Raw genomic sequence first — 18,586 nt, forward strand, 5'->3', positions numbered from 1 at the left:
GTTTGCGGTGTAATCAAGGGGCCTGGTGGTCCCTGCTTTTTTGAAGGAGCTGGCGGACATGAACAGAAGCGAGGAAGTCGATACAAAGCACCGGCGGCTGGCCGCCATGATGGCGGCGAACGGCTACAGCGCCGTTTTGCTGAAGAAGCAGCCGAACTTTTCCTGGTTTACGGCTGGCGGCCGCAATATGGTGGGGATGGCCACCGAGCTGGGGGTGGCCTCCCTGCTGGTCACCAGGGAGGCTCGCTACTGTATCGCCAACAGGATCGAAGCGGCCCGGATGATGGACGAGGAGGGGCTCGCCGGCCTTGGTTTTGAACTGCTCGAATACGGGTGGCACGAGGACCGTGAAGCCGAGCTTGTCGCCAGAGTCGCGGGTGGCCTGGGTTCCGTTGCTGCAGATACCGACTTTGCATCTTGCCGGAACGCCGACGGTGAAATAAGGAAGCTGCGCTATTCGCTGACGGAGAGCGAGATCGAGAGGTACCTGTTTCTGGGCGCGAAGCTGTCGGCGGCGATCGAGAAGGTGATGTTCAGCATCCGCCCGGGGGACAGGGAGTGCGAAATCGCCGGCCGTATAGGTCCCGAACTGTGGAAAGACCTTATCGACCCAACGGCGATAATGGTGGCGGCCGACGAGCGGATCTACCGGTATCGCCATCCGATTGCGACCGACCGAACGGTCAAGCGCTATGTGATGGTGGCTCTCAACGCCCGCTACAAAGGCCTGATCACCGCGGTCACCCGCATGCTCCACTTCGGCAGACCGGACGCGAAACTGGCGAAGCAGTTTCGCGACAACAACGAGGTGGAGTGCCGCATGATCGCGGCGACGAAACCGGGTTCGCCGGCGGTCGCCGCCTTCGATGCCGCTCTGGCCGCTTACCGGGAATTCGGCTTCGCGGACGAATGGCTGCTTCACCATCAGGGCGGGGCGATGGGCTACTACGGCCGCGACTACAAGGTTACCGCCGGGACGACGGAGATCGTCGCCGAGAACCAGGCTTTCTGCTGGAACCCGACGATCACCGGCACCAAGACCGAGGACGCGTTCATTGCCACCGCCGGCGGCCCGCTGATGATTACCGGGCCGGTGTCTTATCCCCGCATAGCGTCGAGCGTGGGCGGGGTGGATTTTGTCAGGCCAGGCCTGCTTGTTATCGATTAGGAGGAGAGATAATGGCACCTTTAGGTGTGGCAATAATCGGTCCCGGCATGGTGGCCAGCACGCATGCCACTGCCCTGCAGGCGATTCCGGCAGCGCGCATTTCCGGCGTTTATGGCCGCAATCCCGCCTCGACGGCCGAATTCGCCGCTAAGTACGGCCTGCGGGCGTTTGGCTCGTACGAGGAAGTGCTTGCAGACAAGGATACTGACATCGTCAGCATCTGCCTGCCGCCTGGTCTCCATGTGGATTTTGGCCTCCAGGCTGCGGTCGCCGGCAAACACCTGATTCTCGAAAAGCCGATGGACATTGATGTGTCCAAGGCCCGCAAGCTTATCGAGGCGTACCGCGCCGCGAAGCTCACCCTGGCGGTGATCTTTCAGAACCGCTTCACGCCGGCGGCTCAGAGGGTAAAGGCGGCGCTCGACGCCGGGGTGCTGGGCGACCTTATCCTTGGCGACGCGTATGTCAAATGGTACCGGTCGCCGCAGTATTACGCCGGCAACGCCTGGCGCGGCACGTGGAAGACTGAGGGCGGCGGGGCGCTGATAAACCAGGCCATCCATACCGTCGATTTGCTGCAGTGGTTCATGGGCGGGGTGCGAAGCGTGGCTGGGATGACCAGGACGGCCATCCACAAGATTGAGACCGAGGATCTGGGGGTGGCGGCGGTGGAATTCACCAACGGCGCCCTGGGGGTTATTGAAGGGACGACGGCCGTAACCCCCGGCTACAAGGAACGAATCGAAATCCACGGCGCCAAAGGCTCTATTACCATGACTGGCGGCCTGGTTACCGAGTGGCAGGTCGAGGGCTGCCGGGCGGAGGATTTCCTTGATGCCGTGAACTTGTCTTATGGAGAGACCAACTCTCCCGCCATCTCCGACGTCAACCATCGGGCGCAGATGGAGGATATCATCGCGGCGGTCAAACAGGGGCGGGACCCGCTGGTAACGGGCGAAGAGGGGATAAAATCCCTGCAGATCGTGCTGGGCATATACGAATCGTCCCGCGAGGGACGTAAAATAATCCTGACTTGAGCTTAAACGAAAAATACGGCAGACCGCGCCGACGGTCTGCCGTATTTTTGTTCCGGCTTTATGGCAGGCTTGCGAGGGCCTGGCGGAGCCGGGCGATCCCGGTGGCGATTTCCTCTTCGCGCAGGCCGCCGTAGCCGAGGATGAGCTGATCGGCAAAAGCGCCGCCATCCCTGGCAATGACGTGCTGCCTGACCGCGTAGACACGGACCCCGCCGTTTTCGATGCGGGCGAGAACGGCAGGCGAGAAATCGGCGCCGGGGAATGCTGCGGTAAGGTGCAGGCCGGCTGGTCCGCTCAGTATCCGGCAGTCTTCGCCGAAGTGGTGGCCGAGCTCGCGGACGACGGCAACGTGCCTCGCCTGGTAGGCCTTGATCATCTTGGCTATGTGGCGCCTTAATTGGCCGGTGCCCATGAAGGAGGCCAGGGCAGACTGGCAGACCGCCGAAGGCTGATGGGTGGCGAACCAGCCTTCGGCGTGGAAGGCGGCGAGCAGCGCCGGAGGAAGTACGATGTAGCCGAGCCGGAGGAAAGGGGCCAGCGTTTTGCTGAAGGTGCCGATATAGGCGACCTTTTCCGGATCCAGTCCCTGAAGGGAACTGATGGGGCTACCTTCGTAGGCGTACTCGTTTTCGTAATCGTCTTCGACGATATAGGAGCCGGTCGAACGGGCGAAGTTAATCAACTGGATGCGGCGCTGGACGGGCAGCAGGCCGCCGGTGGGGAACTGGTGTGAAGGCGTGACGAGTGTGAAAGCGGGCGGGGTGGCGGCATGGCCGGCGAGGAGTTCGGTTTGTAGGCCATGGTCGTCGAGGGGTACCGGGGTCAGTTCGCAGCCGAGGGTGGCAAGGTATCTGTAAACATCCTGGTTGACGGGATCGCTGATGATCACCTTGCGGCTGCCGGTCAGCAGCAGTCTGGCAATCAGGGCGAGGGCAGAGGTGGCGCCTGCCGTGATGACGATTTGCTCCGGTGAGCAGTTGACGCCCCTGGTCCTGGCCAGGTAGGCGGCCAAGGCCGAGCGGAGTTCCCGGCAACCGGCCACTTCGCTGTAGCCAAGGGCGCTATCGGGGATGGCGGCCATCGTCCGGGCGACGGTTTTTTGCCAGGCGGCCCGGGGGAAGAGGTCGAGAGCGGGCAGGCCGTACCGGAAATCGATGACGCCGGCGGGCGGGCGGAGGCTGGGAAGCTCAGGGGGCTGTTGCGGGGGCAGATGGGTGAGGCGGGCCCCCGAGGCCACAAACGTATAGCCGCCCTGGCGGCTTTCGATGAAGCCTTCGATGCGGAGCAGGTCGTACGCTTCCATGACGACGTTGCGGGAGATGCGGTAGTGGGCGGCAAGTTTCCTGGTCGGGGGGAGATTGTGGTGTTCCGGTAATCGGCCGTCGAGGATTCTTTGCCTAATTTGGCTGTAAAGCTGTCTGGTTAGGGACAGCTTGGCCGCGCGGTCAAGGGAAAGGGTGAACATCGCACACACCTCGCAAACGGAAATTGGCGCCATTAATATCGTAGAAAATTGGCACTACACATATCCAATTGCTGGTGTTATTTTATTATAAGAGAGATAATAGGTAAAGGAGATTCTCGTTATGAAACGGGTTTTGGGCATTGTAGGCAGCCCGCGCCGCGGCGGGAACACCGATATTCTTGTCGCGAGCATCCTGGATGGAGCCCGGGCGGCCGGCGCCAGTACGGAAACGGTTTTCCTCGGCGGCCTGACAATAAGGGAGTGTGACGGCTGCCACGCCTGTTGGCGTGGTGCCGGGTGCCCCAAGCAGGACGATATGAACGGACTTTACCGGGCAATCGCTGCCGCCGATGCTCTGGTGCTGGGAACGCCAGTATACTGGTATGCGCCGACTGCGCTCATGAAAGGGTTCGTCGATCGGCTCGTTTTTTACAACTGCGACCGCAACCGTGGGGATGTTAGCGGCAAGCGGGCGGCGGTCGTCGTCCCCTATGAGGAAGACGACCCGGCCACGGCCGCGCCGGTGGTCGAATTTTTCGCCAGATCGCTGCATTATCTGGAGATGGAACTGGCAGGTACGGCGGTTGTCGGCGGGATGGCCAGGAAGGGCCAGGTGCTGGAGCGGGAAGACGCGCTGCAGTCGGCTGTGGAACTCGGACGCAAGCTGGTGGACGGCGGCCGGTTACGTGAAGGCCAGTTTTCGACAGGAATGGAGTGAGATTATGCTGCAAGTAACGACAGCGTGGCGAGAAACATATCCGGGGGCGTGCCTAGGCCTGCTGGCTGTGGATGGTGTCGTTAACCCCGAATGCCACGAGCGGCTGGAAACGAGGAAAAGCGAGCTTGAGGAGCTGTTGCGGGCCCAGTACCGAACGCGGGAGGAACTGTTGGCCTGTGGGCCTGTTAACGCTTACCGGGAGTACTATAAGCGCTTCGGCAAGACCTATCCCGTTCTGTTGCAGATGGAGTCGGTCGCGGTCAAGGGCAAATCGTTTCCGCGCACGGCGGCGCTGGTCGAGGCGATGTTCATGGCCGAGGTCAAGAATGGTCTTTTGACGGCAGGTCACGATCTGGACAGGATCGAAAAGCCGCTCACGCTGGATGTGGCTGCAGACGGGGAAAACTTCACCGGCATCGGTGGCAGGGAGCAGGCAACGAAGAGCAGCGATATGCTGATGCGCGACGGGGCCGGCATCATTTCCAGCATTCTTTGCGGACCGGATCACCGTACAAGGATAACGGCCGCCACTACCAGGGCGCTGTTCGTCGTCTACGCGCCGCCGGGGGTGGACAGGCCTCTCGTGGAACAGCATCTTGGCGAAATTCATGCAAACGTCAAATTGATTGCTCCGGCAGCAACGCTCGAATACCAGGACATTATCCGTTAGTAACCGGATACATTCGATTGAGGCCGGAAAACGGGATTTCTTTTTCCGCGCGAAAGGAAAGGCACCTGCCATGCAGGTGCCTCAAACTTTTTTCAGGTTTTTATGAGGCCGAGTTCGATCGCCTTGGCGATCATTTTCGTTCGGCTGTTGACGTCCATTTTCCAGAACAGGTTGTTGATGTGCGTTTTTACCGTGCCGACGGTAATGGTCATATTCGTGGAGATTTCCGCGTTCGAGTAACCCTTGGCGACCAGTGTGAGGACCTCTTTCTCCTTTACGGTCAGCGGGGCGAACAGTTTGACGTCGCTTTGATCGGAGACAGGTTGTTTATCCGCCGCTTCCGGGAAATCCTGTCTCTGTCCGCTGGACTGCAGGCTGTCCTTATAGTTCTGCGCCGCTTCCAGGACAACCGACCGCAAGGAGACCGACGGGGTGGGTTTGGTCAGGAAGGCGGTGATTTTACCGTGATTGACGGCGTCGATGGCCATCTGGAGTTCGGGATAGCCGGTGAGCAGAATGCGTTGAACCTGCTTGTCGATAGTAAGGATGCGCGAGAAAAGTTCTATCCCGTTCATGACCGGCATGCGGTAATCGGAAATTACTACGGCGAAAGGCCCCTGGTGCTCGATAATTTTCAGCGCCTGCAGGGGATCCTTGGTCGTCAGAATCTCGCACTGGCCGTGAAGCACGCGCCGAATCGAGGCCAGATAGTTTTCGTCGTCATCGACAATCAATATGCGGGGAGTAGTTTCGTCACCGTTCATCTGTTCACCTTCAGTAGCCATAATGACATTAATTAGGTATTTGACGACATTTTGTAAGTTTCCTCCAACTTTCGGCAGATTTGTTGATAATTTTTTATAACGGCCATTAGCTGTCGAAATTAGCGGCTTGTCCCGCCGTGAAGATAAACGGCCGAAAATACATCTATTTGTTGAAGTTCCTTGACGTGTACCTATTCTAAACTTATATAGAGACAGTTTGTTAGGGTGGGGATAACAAAGGAGGGATCGACGCATGAAAATGATTCGCGAAGGTCTTACAACCCAAGAGATGGGCGATATAGTGAGGGTCCGCGAAGCAATAAGAGAGGGCTTGTTTACCAATACCATCGGCAGCGAAGAGTTGTCCGAGCTGATGCAAGGGCTGAGTACGCCGTTCGGAAGCCTGATAACGGTTCTGGCGGCAAGAAGGGCGAAGCTCACGAAAATGCTGAAATCAATCGAACGCGAGCGGGATAAGGTAAAAAAGGCCCTTGATTTGGCAGATCTCTCCGCGCCGGGAAACATTGAGAAACTGGAAAAACTGGAGAAGATGATCAACGATTATTGCTTCCTCAACGAGGGGCTACGACGCGCCCGCGGCGGGAGAAGGGTTCGCGGCTGATGCAGCGGGAAGGGGGCAGACTGTGATGAGTATGCAGCTAGTGGTTTTCCGGCTCTGCCGTGAAGAGTACGCGGTTTTGGTCGAAAAGGTTCGCGAGGTTATCAATTACCTGCCGATCACAAAATTGCCCGGGAAACCGGATTATTTCGAAGGGGTCATCAATGTCAGGGGAAAAACCGTGCCAGTGATCGATTTTGCCGCTAAGTTGGGGTTGCCTGGGGCCGGAGGTGCGGACAGGCAGATCATCATTGTGGAGCACCGGAACAAAGAGATAGGCCTGACGGTCGATACGGTTACGGAAGTTATCCAGACTTCCAAGGATATTTTTGCCGGTCTAGATGTAACAGAAGCCGGGGGGCAAAATCTCAGGAAGGTCTGTAATTTTCATGACAGGATCATCGTCTTGCTCGATGTCGAGCAGATGCTGAAAGGTTCGGCGCTGGCGGGCTGACATCTCGGGGCGATAGCCGGAAAGGACGTAATGTTAAAAGCTGCGTGGTTAACGCGGCTTTTTGTTTTCATTGCCGCCGTCTAATAGTTGTACGAAGCCTCGGGTACCGTCGATCCTAATCTGCTGACCATCTTTGATTTTTATGGTAGCCCCGTCGACGCCGGCTACCGCCGGAATGCCGTATTCGCGGGCGACTACGGCTCCGTGGGTCATCAGTCCGCCGACCTCGGTGACGATGCCGGCCGCCAGCGGGAATAGCGGGGTCCAGCCAGGGTCAGTAAAAGGGGCCACCAGGATATCGCCTTTGTCCATCTGCGCTTCTTCGAGCCGAAGGATGACCCTGGCCCGTCCTTCCGCGACGCCGGCGGATACGGCGCTGCCCGTCAGTGCCCCTGGCGGGGCATCGGCGCTGGGTTTGGCGATGATGATTTCGCCTTCGCCCGTCATGGCCCGAGGTGGCGTCAGTTTGGCGTCGCGGGCGTATTTGTCCCGGCGTTCGGCGAGGATCGTGCGGTCCAGTCGACCGGTTTCTAACACCCGGGCGATTTCCGGCAGCGACAGCCAATAAATTTCCTCCGGGTCTTCCAGTATGCCTTCGGCGACAAGGCTGGCAGCTTCCAGCATGAGTGCCTGCTTGACAAGGTCTAGGTGCTGGACGACGAAGTATTTGGGATGCTCTCTTATTCCTATGAGTGAGCGGTGGACATGGATAAGACGGCGCATGCGCTTTGCCCTGAACATACCGCCGGAGGTTTGGCTTAGACGGCTGAGAAGGCGTTCGGCTGCCGCGTCGGCCTCCTGCTGGCCGGCGGCGAAATCTCGCCGGTGTTGTCCGGGCGCCATCCCGGCAATGTGGCTGAGAAGGGCGGGCACCAGTTGGGTGGGGGATTCACGCCACCGCGGCCGGGTGAGGTCGATTTCACCGGTGCAACGCATTCCGTAGCGGGCAAAGAAATTTACCAGGGCAGGCAGGACTTTTTCGCCTCCGGGTACCGAACGCAGACCGTCGAGGAAAGTCGCGTCGTTCGCCTGCTGAAAGTATTCTATAACCGCAGGATGCTCCCGTGCCGCGTCGGCTACGTCGCCGAGCGCCAGACCCATCTCGCTGGTCACGTTGCCGGGAGGGGCTTTGCTGATGTCGCATAGCTCGGCGGTGTCGCCCAGCCACTTGCGGGCAAGATGCCCAATGAGTTTATAAGTGACTAGAGCCGGCACTATGTAAGGAGCCAGCCGGGGGAAAATTGTCGGCAGAAGGGAGGATAGGATTTCCTGGATCATAGCGATTCTTGCCGGGCCGGACACTGCCTGCAGCCTGTTCCTGTTCTCGTTTACCCGGTTGGCAATGTACCGGTTTAGGTCGTCGATGACATGATCGTTATCGCGGTATAAGATGTTTCGCAAAATAGCGAAAGCGGTCGGAATAACGGTTCCAGCCAGGGCGACGGGGAGTTTTTTATCAGGCGGGGCGTTCAGTCGGAAATCATCCCGCCCGATGAATTCGGCGACCGCCTGTCCTATCGCTTCGTCGACGTTGCGCAGCAAGGCGGGCAGTTTCTCCCGGACTTCCCGATAGGCGAGCAAGGGCGTTATGTCAAAGTAAAGGCGGCTGCCGGCTTCGAGCAGTAATCCGCTTTCTCCGTTGGGCGAGGCTTTGCGGAACGGGACCATTGTGCGCAAAACGGAAATTCCCAGGGGTTTTATGGCCGCGGTCATCATTTGGGGGTGCCCGAGCGACAGAAAAAGATGAAGGCGGTCGTCGGCCACCGGGGGAACGGGGTAGAGGGTAGTAATCGGTCGGCTTTGGACGATAAAAATATCGTTGTTGACGAGGCACCACTCGATGTCCTGCGGACCGCCGAAATGTTCTTCAATATTCCGCCCCATGCGCGCCAGCCTGATCGCATTTTCGTCCGTCAGGCATTGTTCGATGCGCTTGTCGCCGGTGATGGCCGCTTTTTCCGTGCCGCCTCCGGAAGCGGCACGGATGGCCACCTCTTTGCAGGCGGTATTTTTGACGATTACTTTATCGTCTCTGACTTTGTAAAGATCTGCGGTTACGATGCCGGATACCAATGCTTCTCCCAGCCCAAAGCTGGCGTCGATGGAGACGACGGCGCGGTTGCCGGTAATGGGGTCGGCGGTAAACATTATCCCCGCGACCTCGGGGAAAACCATCCGTTGTACGATGACGGACAGGCGGACCTTACCGTGATCGAAGCCGTTTCGCCGGCGATAGGCGATGGCCCGGTCGGTGAACAGGGAGGCCCAGCATTTGCGGACACTATCAAGGATGTCTTTTTCGCCGGCGACATTGAGGTAGGTGTCCTGCTGGCCTGCGAAGGAGGCGTCGGGCAAATCTTCGGCGGTGGCGCTGGAACGGATCGCATAGCGGTGCTCGGGACCTGTCTTCCGCCAGGCCTTCACTATCGCCTGTTCTATCGGGACGGGCATGGCGAGGGCTTCCAGGTGCGACCGGATCCGTTCCCCGGCTTGCTTTAGTTCCGTCAGGGGATCCATATCGACCACATCCAGAAGATCAATAAGGTCTTTGAATATCAGACTTGTGCCGACAAAGTCGGCGTATGCGTCTGTAGTGACACAGAAGCCTTCCGGCACGGCAATTCCGGGAATGTGCCAAAGTTCAGCAAGGTTAGCTCCTTTGCCGCCGACGGCTGGCAGGCTTGAGCGGTTAATCTCGGCGAAGAAGAGAACATATCTGGTCATGTGAGTTTCCCCCTCAAGGTGATATTATGTCCAAGAACGAGAATGCCGCAGGGTAGTAACGACGGCGTACTGAGAAATTGGCAGGCCAGAAAGGACTGTTGCAAATAAATGTCGAATTTTTTCCTGTTACCAACAGTTAATGGTTTCCGTCCTCGGCCAGATACCGAGGATTTGCTGATTGCTATTCACCGCCGGTGCCGGCATTACAAGACAGCGAATCGGGGCTCGGCGCAGGAATGGCCGGGGAGATAACCGCCAGTGACTCAGCCTGATCAGTGTCGGCCTATTATTTGTTAGGGGGCGCCTGCTGTGGGCAACCGGATTCTCTTTGTCGATGACGAGAAAGCAATTCTGCGGGCGATCGACAGGCTGCTGTTCGATAGCGAATACGAGGTGCTGACCGCCGAGAGCGGCCAAGCCGGTCTGGAACTTCTGGCAGCCGGCCCGGTCGATGTGGTTGTTTCGGACATCCGCATGCCCGGAATGGACGGCCACCAGTTCCTTCGTGAGGTTAAAACCCTCTATCCGCGCACCACGCGTTTAATCCTCAGCGGCTACGCCGAGGAAAGCGCGATCCTCAACAGCATCGTGGACGGCTCAAGCAACATGTATATGCTTAAGCCGTGGGAAGGACAGGACCTAAAAGTAAAGCTCGCCCAAATCTTTGCCGCCAGAGGATTATACAACAACAAAACGACGCTCGAATTTGCCGATAAGCTGGAGAACCTGTCGATTGCGCCGGGTGTTTACGGCCACGTCGTCAAGCTGACGGAAAACGGGGCGGACGCAACTGAAATCGCTGGATTTATCGAGAGCGATCCGGCGGCAGCGGCGGCGGTGCTTAGGGTCGTAAACAGCGCCTTTTCCGGCGGCGAAACCGGCTCGATTGCCAAGGCGATCACCTCACTGGGACTTACGGTAGTCAAGACCGTCGTACTGGCCTGCAGCCTGTTTAAATTTGCTAATTTTAATGTGCCTCCGTTCAGCCCCGAAAAGCTGACCCAAAAGGCATGCGCCGCCAACAAACTGATGACGCTCATCTATTCTGACCTGCTGGGAAAGCTGATGCCTGATGCTTCGCAGACCGCCGCACTGCTGATCGACGTCGGCTTGCTGCTGTGCCTGCATTATTTCCCCGAGCAGTATGAGAGAATTATGCGGGAATACGCACAGGGCCCCGAGCAGGACTTCGCCGAGCTCGAAAAAGGAGCTTTCGGGGTTACTCATCGGGAGTTCGGTGGGTATTTGCTCAACTGGTGGGGCTTGCCCTACCCGATAGTCGAGACGGCGCTTTTTCACCATGACCCTTTCCGGGATGCGATCATGAACCGGGAATTGGTGGCTGTGGCGCATGTCGCCGATTATTATGCGTGGCAGACGGTTGGGCCGGAATTTGCCCGGAGGCTCGAACCGGGCGTTTTTGAGGTTCTGGGATTCAGCGAGGAGGACCTGCGGCCTCTCATGAAGGGATTATAACGGGAGAGCAGGAGACGAGCGACCTGATGGTTTTTCCCCGATCGAAGCATGGTCAGGTACGGGAATGTCGTTGTGTGCGACCGGAGGAGGGCGGGGTTTGAGAAAAGTAAGCATTAGGGAAGCTTTCGGCGGCGCCTCGCCTGCATTGCGCAATCTCAGCCTGGGGATTGTGCTTTTCGGCATCTTCATGGTGTTCGCGGTTTTTCTGGCTTATTATAACGCCATCCAGGGAGAGCGGCAGGAAGAGATGCGGGCTGCCGTGAAAGAAACGGCCAACCTGGCGCGGGCATTCGAAGAACATACTCTGCGGACGCTGATGAGCGCCGATCAGGCGACTCTTTTCTTGAAGTATCACTACGAACGGGAAGGCAAGTCAATCGACATTCCCGGCTATATTCGCGATGGCAGGCTTCCGGGCGAGCCGTTCATAATTATGGGCGTTATCGACGAGAACGGTGATCTCGTGGCCAGCAGCCAGGTGCCGCTTGTTACCGCCAACTTTAGCGACAGAGAGCATTTTCGGGTACACGTTAACCGAGACAGCGAGCAGCTGCACATCGGCAAGCCCGTTTTGGGACGGGTGTCGGGCAGATGGGCGATTCAGATGACCCGCCGCGTAAACAAGCCGGACGGCTCATTCGGCGGGGTGGCGGTGGTCGCTGTTGATCCTTACTATTTCAGCGACTTCTATCGACAGGTCGATCTGGGGCAGAACTCGGCGGTAGTGCTGGTGGGACGGGACGGCATCGTGCGGGCGCGCCAAGCCGGCTCTTCCACTGTGGCGGGGCAGGATTTGACAGGTACGGAGCTGATGAATAAGCTGGTCGACAGCGACGCCGGGAGTTATGTCGCTACGCGGGAGGAAGATGGCGTAACGCGATTATACAGTTATCGGGCGCTGCTGTCCTATCCGGTAGCGGTGGCGGTGGGGATCGACAGGCAGGAAATCCTGCAGCGGGCCGGCGGTCGCAGTACTCATTATTACCCGGTTGCCGGGTTGATTTGCCTTGGGATACTTGTCTGCGTGCTGCTGCTGTTGCGGTTTGTCGCCCGTTATAAGGCTTACGACGAAGACCTGCGGTCGGCCCGCGCCTTGCTGGAGGCCCGGGTCGAAGAGCGGACGCGGGAATTGTCCGCTCTGAACGAGGAATTGAAAGCCATGAACGAAGAGCACCTGGCGATGAACGAGGAGCTCCAGAGCACCAACCGCGAACTATGGGACGAGGTGGGTATGCGCCGCCGGACCGAAGTGGAGCTCAAGCACAGAAACGAGGAGCTTGCCGAGGCGTACGCCGAGTTGAACACCATCCAGCTTCAGGCTTATCAACAGGACAAAATGGCGTCGATCGGCCAACTCGCCGCCGGAGTGGCCCATGAGATAAATAATCCTATGTCTTTCATCATCAGCAACTTGGAGTCCCTGAACGATTACCTTGGTCGCCTGACCCGGTTCATCAAGCTGCAGGAGGAGACTGTGTCCGAACTGACGGGCACCCATGCCGGGGAGGGCGTCCAGGAAGACAGGCTGGCTGTAGTCGGCAGGCTGGAGGCTGCGAGACAGTCGCTGAAGGTGGATTATGTAATTCACGACGTAGAAAGCCTTATAAACGAAACTTTTGAGGGTGCGGGACGGGTTAAGGATATCGTCCAGGATCTGAAAGGTTTTGCGCGGGTGGAGAGCGAAAGCAGGCTGGCCAATATCAATGAAGGCGTCGAAAGCGCTATCAATATCGTCTGGAACGAGATGAAGTACAAAGCGTCGCTCGACAGGGACTACGGCGAACTGCCGCTTACCAAGTGCAACATCGGTCAGCTAAACCAGGTTTTCATGAATGTCCTCGTTAACGCCACTCAAGCGATCGACAAGTGGGGAGAGATCAAGGTCAAGACATGGGCCGACGGCGGCAAAATATATATCAGTATTACCGATACGGGCTGCGGTATCCCGCCGCAATTGCTCAACAGGATTTTCGAACCCTTTTTCACCACCAAGGAGGTGGGCAAAGGGACCGGCCTAGGGCTTAGCGTAACCTACGACATCGTCAAGAGACACGGCGGGGAAATCAGGGTGACCAGTGAATCCGGCCAGGGGACGACCTTCACGATCATCATTCCTGTGACCGAATAATGAAGGCAAAAAAGTCGCTTGCCGCGGCTTTTTTCTGTCTCCGGCGCCCTTAGTCCACAGGTGTGAGAAGGGTTGCCGGCGAAGATACACAATATGTATTTCTGATTTGGGGTTGAGCTTACGAGATGAAGTTGACCGGCCTGCGTTTTTGGCGGACTTTGCTGCCAGCAACGATGCTGGCGCTTGTTGTGACGCAGGTTGCCAGGCACGAGTACCCGTTGCCGCCTGACGCCGGGCTGCTATTGTGGCTGACGCGGCTTGACCCGCTGCTATTGGTAGGTCATCTGCGCTGGGAGGGTACGTTCCCGTCGTGGGGGTGGCTTCCTCTGGCCACGTTGCTGGTCACCTTTGCCGCCGGCAGGGTGTTTTGCGGCTGGCTGTGCCCTGTCGGCGGACTGCTAGCCGTTTTGCACAGTCTTCAGGGCGTCCGCTTGGGACCAAGCCGTCGGGACGGGCCACCCCGTTGGACACGTCATTTGCGCGTCTGGCGGTTTTATTGGCTGATATTATTGCTGGCGGTGCTGCTGCTCGGCAGCGGCTGGACGCTGTATCTGAGCCCTTTCCACCTGCTGACGTCCGAGATGTCGCGGCTTTGGGCGGGGCAGGTTCCCTGGGCGGCATTGGCGCTTGTAACCGTCGGACTGATCACCTTTCCCCGGTTCTGGTGCGTTTACTTGTGCCCGTCGGGGCTGCTTTTGTCGGTCTTGGCCCGCTGGCGGCTGTGGGCGGTTAAAAAGCCGGCGGGTTGTATCAACTGTGGGGCGTGTTCCAAGGTATGCCCTACAGGGGCAAGTGCTTCCGGAACAAGTTCGGCAGGGGCGGACTGCCTGCTGTGCGGCCGGTGCGCCGAACGCTGCCCGATAAACGAGGGTATCGCGCTGGGAGAACGCAAAGGAGGCGGCATGGCGCCCGCAAGCGGCGGCGGCCTGTTCAAGAGGAGGGAGATCATCCGTGCGGGGGTGGCGTTGACGGTGGCGGCCGCAGCGGCTCCAACCCTGATTGTGGCCAAAGGCGATCCGCCGCTCAGGCCGCCGGGGGCGCTGGCGGAAGCCGAGTTTCTGGCCCGCTGCAGCCGTTGCGGACGTTGCATCAAGGCGTGCCCTGGCAAGTGCCTCAAGGCGGCGCCGCTGAGTAAGGGCGCCGCGGTATTCCTCACCCCGATGATCGTTCCCCGGGAAGCGCGGTGCGAGCTGACCCAGGATTGTCAGCGGGTCTGCCCGACGGGTGCGATTTCCCACCTGCCGGTAGCGAAAGCGATAATTGGATTTGCGGAGATCGACCGGACCCGCTGCCTCGGATGGACGGAGGGCAAGCTGTGCCTGTTGTGCCAGGAACAGTGTCCGCAGCATGCTATTACTTCCGATGGGCTGCACCGGCCGAGCGTATCCCATGAGTTGTGCGTCGGGTGCGGAGCCTGCGAAAACGGCTGCCCGGTGGAGGGGGCGGCCATTGTCGTGCGCCCTCAGCCATCGCGCCGTCGTCCCTGAGATCGGGACGGGTAGACTGGGCTAAATTATTTCCGAGGATGATGTTAAGTGTTTTATCTAACCGTCGACACCGGGACTACGAATACGCGGGTAAGGGTATGGCGGGGCGACCGGGTTGTCGCTGGGGCGTTCGCGGCGGTGGGAGTGCGGGATACGGCCGTGACGGGCAGCAGGGCAAGGTTGCAGCAGGGTGTTAGAGAGGCGTTGTCCGCAGCCTGCGCCGAGGCCGGCATTACCGTCGACGACGCCGGGGCGATCGTGGCTTCCGGCATGATTACCTCCAATGTCGGGCTCCACGAGGTGCCGCATTTGGCGGCACCGGCAGGTCTGGAGGATTTGGCGGCGGGCATGGTGGCCGCCGTCGTTCCCGAAGTGGCGGACAAGCCGATCTGGTTTATCCCGGGCGTCAAGAACAGCATTGGGACGGTCGATCTCGACAACTGCGAGAGAATGGATATAATGAGGGGCGAGGAGGTTGAGGCATTCGGCCTTGTTCGCAGACTCGGGCTGCGTGACGCGTCAATCGTCGTTCTTCCCGGCTCGCATACCAAGTTCATCCTGATGAACGACCGGCAGCGCATCGCCGGCTGCCTTACGACTCTGGCGGGGGAACTGCTCAGTGTCATTACGAACAATACCATCCTCGCCAGTGCTCTGAACAGCTCTTTCGTGAACAGCATCAATGAGCAGATGGTGCTGAGAGGCGCCGAGTGCGCCCGCCAGGTGGGCCTTAGCCGGGCTTGCTTTACCGTGAGAATCCTCGATCAGTTCACCGGGTGCGATGTCGCGGAAAAGGCGAATTTTCTCCTGGGGGCGGTTGTCCAGACCGATCTGACGGCGCTGCGCTTCAGTTGGACGTTTGCCATCCGTCCTGAGATGCCGGTCTACATCGCGGGCAAACGGGAACTGCGGGCGGCATTTCATGCCGTGCTGCAGCAGGACGGTTTTTTCCGGGGGACGCTGCAGGCGATCGATGACGAAGTCCTTCAGGATATCGCCGGGTTCGGGGCGATGACGGTCGCAAGGGAACGAGGCCTTGTTAGATAGTAATTAAGGCAAAGGGGCGGTGGATGCATGGGCAAGGTTTTGGACCTGATCGCGGCCAACGGCGTCGTGGCGATTCTGCGGGGCATCGAGCCGGCGCGAATGGTGCCGCTTGGCGGGGCTCTGCTGGCGGCCGGGGTGGGGGCGATCGAGGTGACGATGAACAGCGACGGCGCGCCGGAGGCCATTACGGCGCTGCGGCGCGAGCTGGGTGAGGTTATGCCTGTCGGCGCCGGAACGGTAATGGACGGGGAGGCTGCCCACCGGGCGGTGGACGCCGGGGCGATGTTCCTCCTGACGCCGCACCTGGCGGAGGATACGCTGGCTGCGGCGATCGCGCTGGGCGTGCCGGCGGTGGTGGGGGCGATGACGCCCACCGAGGCTGTGCGGGCCTACAGCCTGGGAGCCGAGATGGTCAAGATATTCCCGGCGGGGACGCTGGGAGCAAATTACTTCCGTGAATTAAGAGGACCGTTGCCGCACATCAGGACGATGGCCGTCGGCGGGGTGAACGCCGCCAACGCCGCCGACTTCATCAAGGCGGGCGCGGCCGCGGTCGGCGCAGGCAGCCAGCTTATCGACCAGGCGGCGGTGAGAAGCGGCGACTGGGAAGCGGTGCGGAGCAAGGCGGCCGCGATGGTCGCGGCGGTGAAGTCGGCCCGAAACGTCTGACCGGACTAAAAGCCTGGACCCTTCTTCGAAAGGGTCCAGGCTTTTCAACGTGCCTTCAACAAAGAACCGGCTGGTTATTCGGGGGAAGCATCCTTTTCGCTTTCTGCCAGCATTTTTTTCTCCAGTCGCATCTGCATGACCGCCGAGGCGATCAGGGAAGCGATGGCGAGGATGATAAGCGTTAGGCTGATTGGACGGGTGAAGAGGACGCTGAAGTCGCCGTGGGAGACGATCATCGAGCGGCGCAGGCTGCTTTCCGCCAAAGGCCCGAGGATTAGGGAGAGCAGGATGGGCGAGGCAGGGAAGTCGTAGCGCTGCATGAAATAGCCGATGATGCCGAAGACGACGGCCAGCCCGACATCGAAAAGGCTGTTGCGCATTGAGTAGGCGCCGACGATCGAGAGCAGGAATATGACGGGGATCAGGAAACTGCGCTCGACCGAGATGATTTTGACGAAGAAGCGAATGCCGAAGATGCCGATAATGAACATGAAGAAGTTGGCCATCATCATGCCGGCGAAAATACTGTAGACGATGTCGATATGGTCCTTGAAGAGAAGCGGGCCGGGCTGCAGGCCCTGGATGACGAGCGCGCCGAGCAGGACGGCGGTGACGGCGTCCCCCGGGACACCGAGGGATAGCATGGGGATCATGGCCCCGCCGGTGCAGGCGTTGTTGGCGGCCTCGGCCGCAGCTACGCCGGTGATTTCGCCTTTGCCGAAGTTTTCGGGGTTTTTGGAGGAGCGCTTTGCTTCACCATAGGCGACAAAGGCCGAGATGTCGCTGCCCGCCCCCGGGACGGAGCCGATAAAGGCGCCGATGAAAGTTGATTTAACGATGGTAACCCACGTTTTCTTGATGTCGGCCAGCGAGGGCAAGAGCTGTTGCTTGACAGCCTGGACCCTTTCCTGTTTATAAAGCACTTCCACGCCCTTGAAGACTTCGGAAAGGGCGAACAGGCCGATGAGGGTGGGAATGAAAGCCGGTCCCTCGAAGAGATCCATGACGCCGAAAGTGAAGCGGGGATAGCCGGCCATGGGATCGAGGCCGATGGTGGAGATGAGCATCCCAAAAAAGCCGGCAATGATTCCTTTGATGATCGAGTTGCCGGAGATGGAAATGATGATGCTGAGGCCGAAGATTGCCAGGCCGAAATACTCGGGGGCGCTGAACTTGAGGGCGATCTTGGAGATTTGCGGCGAAGCGAAGGTCATGATGAGGGCCCCGGAAAAGCCGCCAACAAACGAAGCGAAGATTGACATGGAGAGGGCCCGGCCGGCTTCGCCCTTCTGGTTGAGGGGATAGCCGTCGAGGACGGTGGCTGCGGCGGCGGGGGTGCCTGGGGTCCTGATGAGGATGGCGGCGATCGATCCGCCGTAAATGGCGCCGCAGAAGATTCCCAGGAGCATGCCCAGACCCTGGTGAACAGGGAGTCCGAAAGTAAAGGGGATCAGCAGAGCCACGCCCATGGTGGCCGTCAGTCCGGGCAGAGCGCCAATCAGTACTCCGGATAGCACGCCGAGAAAAATAAGGCCGAAGCAGCTGGGCTGAAGGACGACCGCGAACCCTTTTAACAGTAGCTCAAGTTCCATGGTAAACCACCTTTATCGTGTCTTAGCCCAGGAAACCGGCGGGCAAGGAGATGTCCAGCAAACGGTTGAATATGCCGTAAACGAGGAGGGTGACGGCGATTGAAACGGCGGCCATTTTGATATAGTCCCGCCGCTTAAGAAGATACATGAGTCCGAATAGAAAGACGGTGCTGGTGATGATGAAGCCGAGCGTGCCCAGCACCAGGCAGTAGGCTATTATGGCCAGCAGGGAGATGCCGGCCCGGTGGATGGCAGGGTCTTTGAGGCTGAAAGGGTCGGCCGAGGGCCTCGATTTGCCTCTGAGAGCCGCAGACAGCAGCATCAGGCTGAATATGCCCAGGCCAATCGCCAGGACGGTGGGGAAGAAGCTGGGACCGAGGAGAAGCACTTTGTCCTCGGGGAAGAAATAGGCGGTATAGATTACATAGACCGAGAGGGCGAGACCTAAAATGCCGGCAATAATGTCGGGAATTTTCAAGAGATTACATCCTTTCTGCCGGGCGGCGACACTGCTTAAAGGCGAGACAGGAAGGCAAATGCCGGTTGCCCGGCATTTGCCCCGTTCCAG

16 protein-coding genes are annotated in these 18,586 nt (G+C 59.0%); 11 read left to right on the plus strand and 5 right to left on the minus strand.

Annotated features, from left to right (window positions below):
• Nucleotides 1-58 precede the first annotated feature (58 nt).
• Together Q4T40_01280 and Q4T40_01285 are read left to right on the plus strand one after the other, a co-directional pair.
• Entirely contained in the window at nt 59-1,168 is a 1,110-nt protein-coding gene (locus Q4T40_01280) for a M24 family metallopeptidase (GenBank protein ID MDT8899882.1), read from the plus strand.
• A gap of 11 nt (nt 1,169-1,179) precedes the next feature.
• Entirely contained in the window at nt 1,180-2,205 is a 1,026-nt protein-coding gene (locus Q4T40_01285) for a Gfo/Idh/MocA family oxidoreductase (protein MDT8899883.1), read from the plus strand.
• Between the two features lie 58 nt (nt 2,206-2,263).
• Here Q4T40_01285 and Q4T40_01290 read toward each other — a convergent pair whose 3' ends face one another.
• On the minus strand, nt 2,264-3,670 hold the full coding sequence (locus tag Q4T40_01290; protein MDT8899884.1) for a PLP-dependent aminotransferase family protein: 1,407 nt from the start codon (nt 3,668-3,670) through the stop codon (nt 2,264-2,266).
• A gap of 121 nt (nt 3,671-3,791) precedes the next feature.
• Between Q4T40_01290 and Q4T40_01295 the strand changes: the two genes are divergently transcribed.
• A complete protein-coding gene (locus Q4T40_01295; protein ID MDT8899885.1) occupies nt 3,792-4,388 on the plus strand; it encodes a flavodoxin family protein in 597 nt (198 codons plus the stop codon).
• Between the two features lie 4 nt (nt 4,389-4,392).
• Complete coding sequence (locus Q4T40_01300) at nt 4,393-5,058, plus strand: phenylalanine--tRNA ligase beta subunit-related protein (protein MDT8899886.1); 666 nt, start codon at nt 4,393-4,395, stop codon at nt 5,056-5,058.
• A 92-nt stretch (nt 5,059-5,150) separates the two neighbouring features.
• Here Q4T40_01300 and Q4T40_01305 read toward each other — a convergent pair whose 3' ends face one another.
• A complete protein-coding gene (locus Q4T40_01305; protein MDT8899887.1) occupies nt 5,151-5,822 on the minus strand; it encodes a DNA-binding response regulator in 672 nt (223 codons plus the stop codon).
• A gap of 253 nt (nt 5,823-6,075) precedes the next feature.
• On the opposite strand from Q4T40_01305, the gene Q4T40_01310 reads away from it, so the two are divergent.
• Together Q4T40_01310 and Q4T40_01315 are read left to right on the plus strand one after the other, a co-directional pair.
• Nucleotides 6,076-6,444: a hypothetical protein gene (locus tag Q4T40_01310; protein MDT8899888.1), complete on the plus strand. Its 369-nt coding sequence runs from the start codon at nt 6,076-6,078 to the stop codon at nt 6,442-6,444.
• A 25-nt stretch (nt 6,445-6,469) separates the two neighbouring features.
• Nucleotides 6,470-6,895 carry a chemotaxis protein CheW gene (locus tag Q4T40_01315; protein ID MDT8899889.1) on the plus strand — a complete coding sequence of 142 codons (426 nt, stop codon included), beginning with the start codon at nt 6,470-6,472 and terminating at the stop codon, nt 6,893-6,895.
• Nucleotides 6,896-6,943: 48 nt separating this feature from the next.
• Here Q4T40_01315 and Q4T40_01320 read toward each other — a convergent pair whose 3' ends face one another.
• A complete protein-coding gene (locus tag Q4T40_01320) occupies nt 6,944-9,619 on the minus strand; it encodes a phosphoenolpyruvate synthase (GenBank protein ID MDT8899890.1) in 2,676 nt (891 codons plus the stop codon).
• A 309-nt stretch (nt 9,620-9,928) separates the two neighbouring features.
• On the opposite strand from Q4T40_01320, the gene Q4T40_01325 reads away from it, so the two are divergent.
• From Q4T40_01325 to Q4T40_01345, 5 genes are all read left to right on the plus strand, one after another.
• The gene (locus tag Q4T40_01325) at nt 9,929-11,095 is read left to right on the plus strand and encodes an HDOD domain-containing protein (GenBank protein ID MDT8899891.1); all 1,167 of its coding nucleotides are present in this window, start codon (nt 9,929-9,931) and stop codon (nt 11,093-11,095) included.
• Between the two features lie 97 nt (nt 11,096-11,192).
• Nucleotides 11,193-13,223 carry an ATP-binding protein gene (locus Q4T40_01330; protein MDT8899892.1) on the plus strand — a complete coding sequence of 677 codons (2,031 nt, stop codon included), beginning with the start codon at nt 11,193-11,195 and terminating at the stop codon, nt 13,221-13,223.
• 125 nt (nt 13,224-13,348) lie between these two features.
• Nucleotides 13,349-14,710 carry a 4Fe-4S binding protein gene (locus tag Q4T40_01335; protein MDT8899893.1) on the plus strand — a complete coding sequence of 454 codons (1,362 nt, stop codon included), beginning with the start codon at nt 13,349-13,351 and terminating at the stop codon, nt 14,708-14,710.
• 48 nt (nt 14,711-14,758) lie between these two features.
• Nucleotides 14,759-15,757: a 2-dehydro-3-deoxygalactonokinase gene (locus tag Q4T40_01340; GenBank protein MDT8899894.1), complete on the plus strand. Its 999-nt coding sequence runs from the start codon at nt 14,759-14,761 to the stop codon at nt 15,755-15,757.
• 27 nt (nt 15,758-15,784) lie between these two features.
• Nucleotides 15,785-16,426, plus strand: a complete 642-nt coding sequence (locus Q4T40_01345; protein MDT8899895.1) for a bifunctional 4-hydroxy-2-oxoglutarate aldolase/2-dehydro-3-deoxy-phosphogluconate aldolase — start codon at nt 15,785-15,787, stop codon at nt 16,424-16,426.
• Between the two features lie 74 nt (nt 16,427-16,500).
• Here Q4T40_01345 and Q4T40_01350 read toward each other — a convergent pair whose 3' ends face one another.
• Both Q4T40_01350 and Q4T40_01355 read right to left on the minus strand, forming a co-directional pair.
• Nucleotides 16,501-18,018, minus strand: coding sequence for a tripartite tricarboxylate transporter permease (locus Q4T40_01350; protein MDT8899896.1), 1,518 nt, complete (start codon nt 18,016-18,018; stop codon nt 16,501-16,503).
• A 22-nt stretch (nt 18,019-18,040) separates the two neighbouring features.
• Nucleotides 18,041-18,496, minus strand: coding sequence for a tripartite tricarboxylate transporter TctB family protein (locus Q4T40_01355; GenBank protein ID MDT8899897.1), 456 nt, complete (start codon nt 18,494-18,496; stop codon nt 18,041-18,043).
• Between the last annotated feature and the right edge of the window lie 90 nt (nt 18,497-18,586).

The sequence above is a fragment of the Selenomonadales bacterium 4137-cl genome (assembly GCA_032334055.1).
Lineage (GTDB): Bacteria > Bacillota > Negativicutes > Sporomusales > UBA7701 > Anaeroselena > Anaeroselena agilis.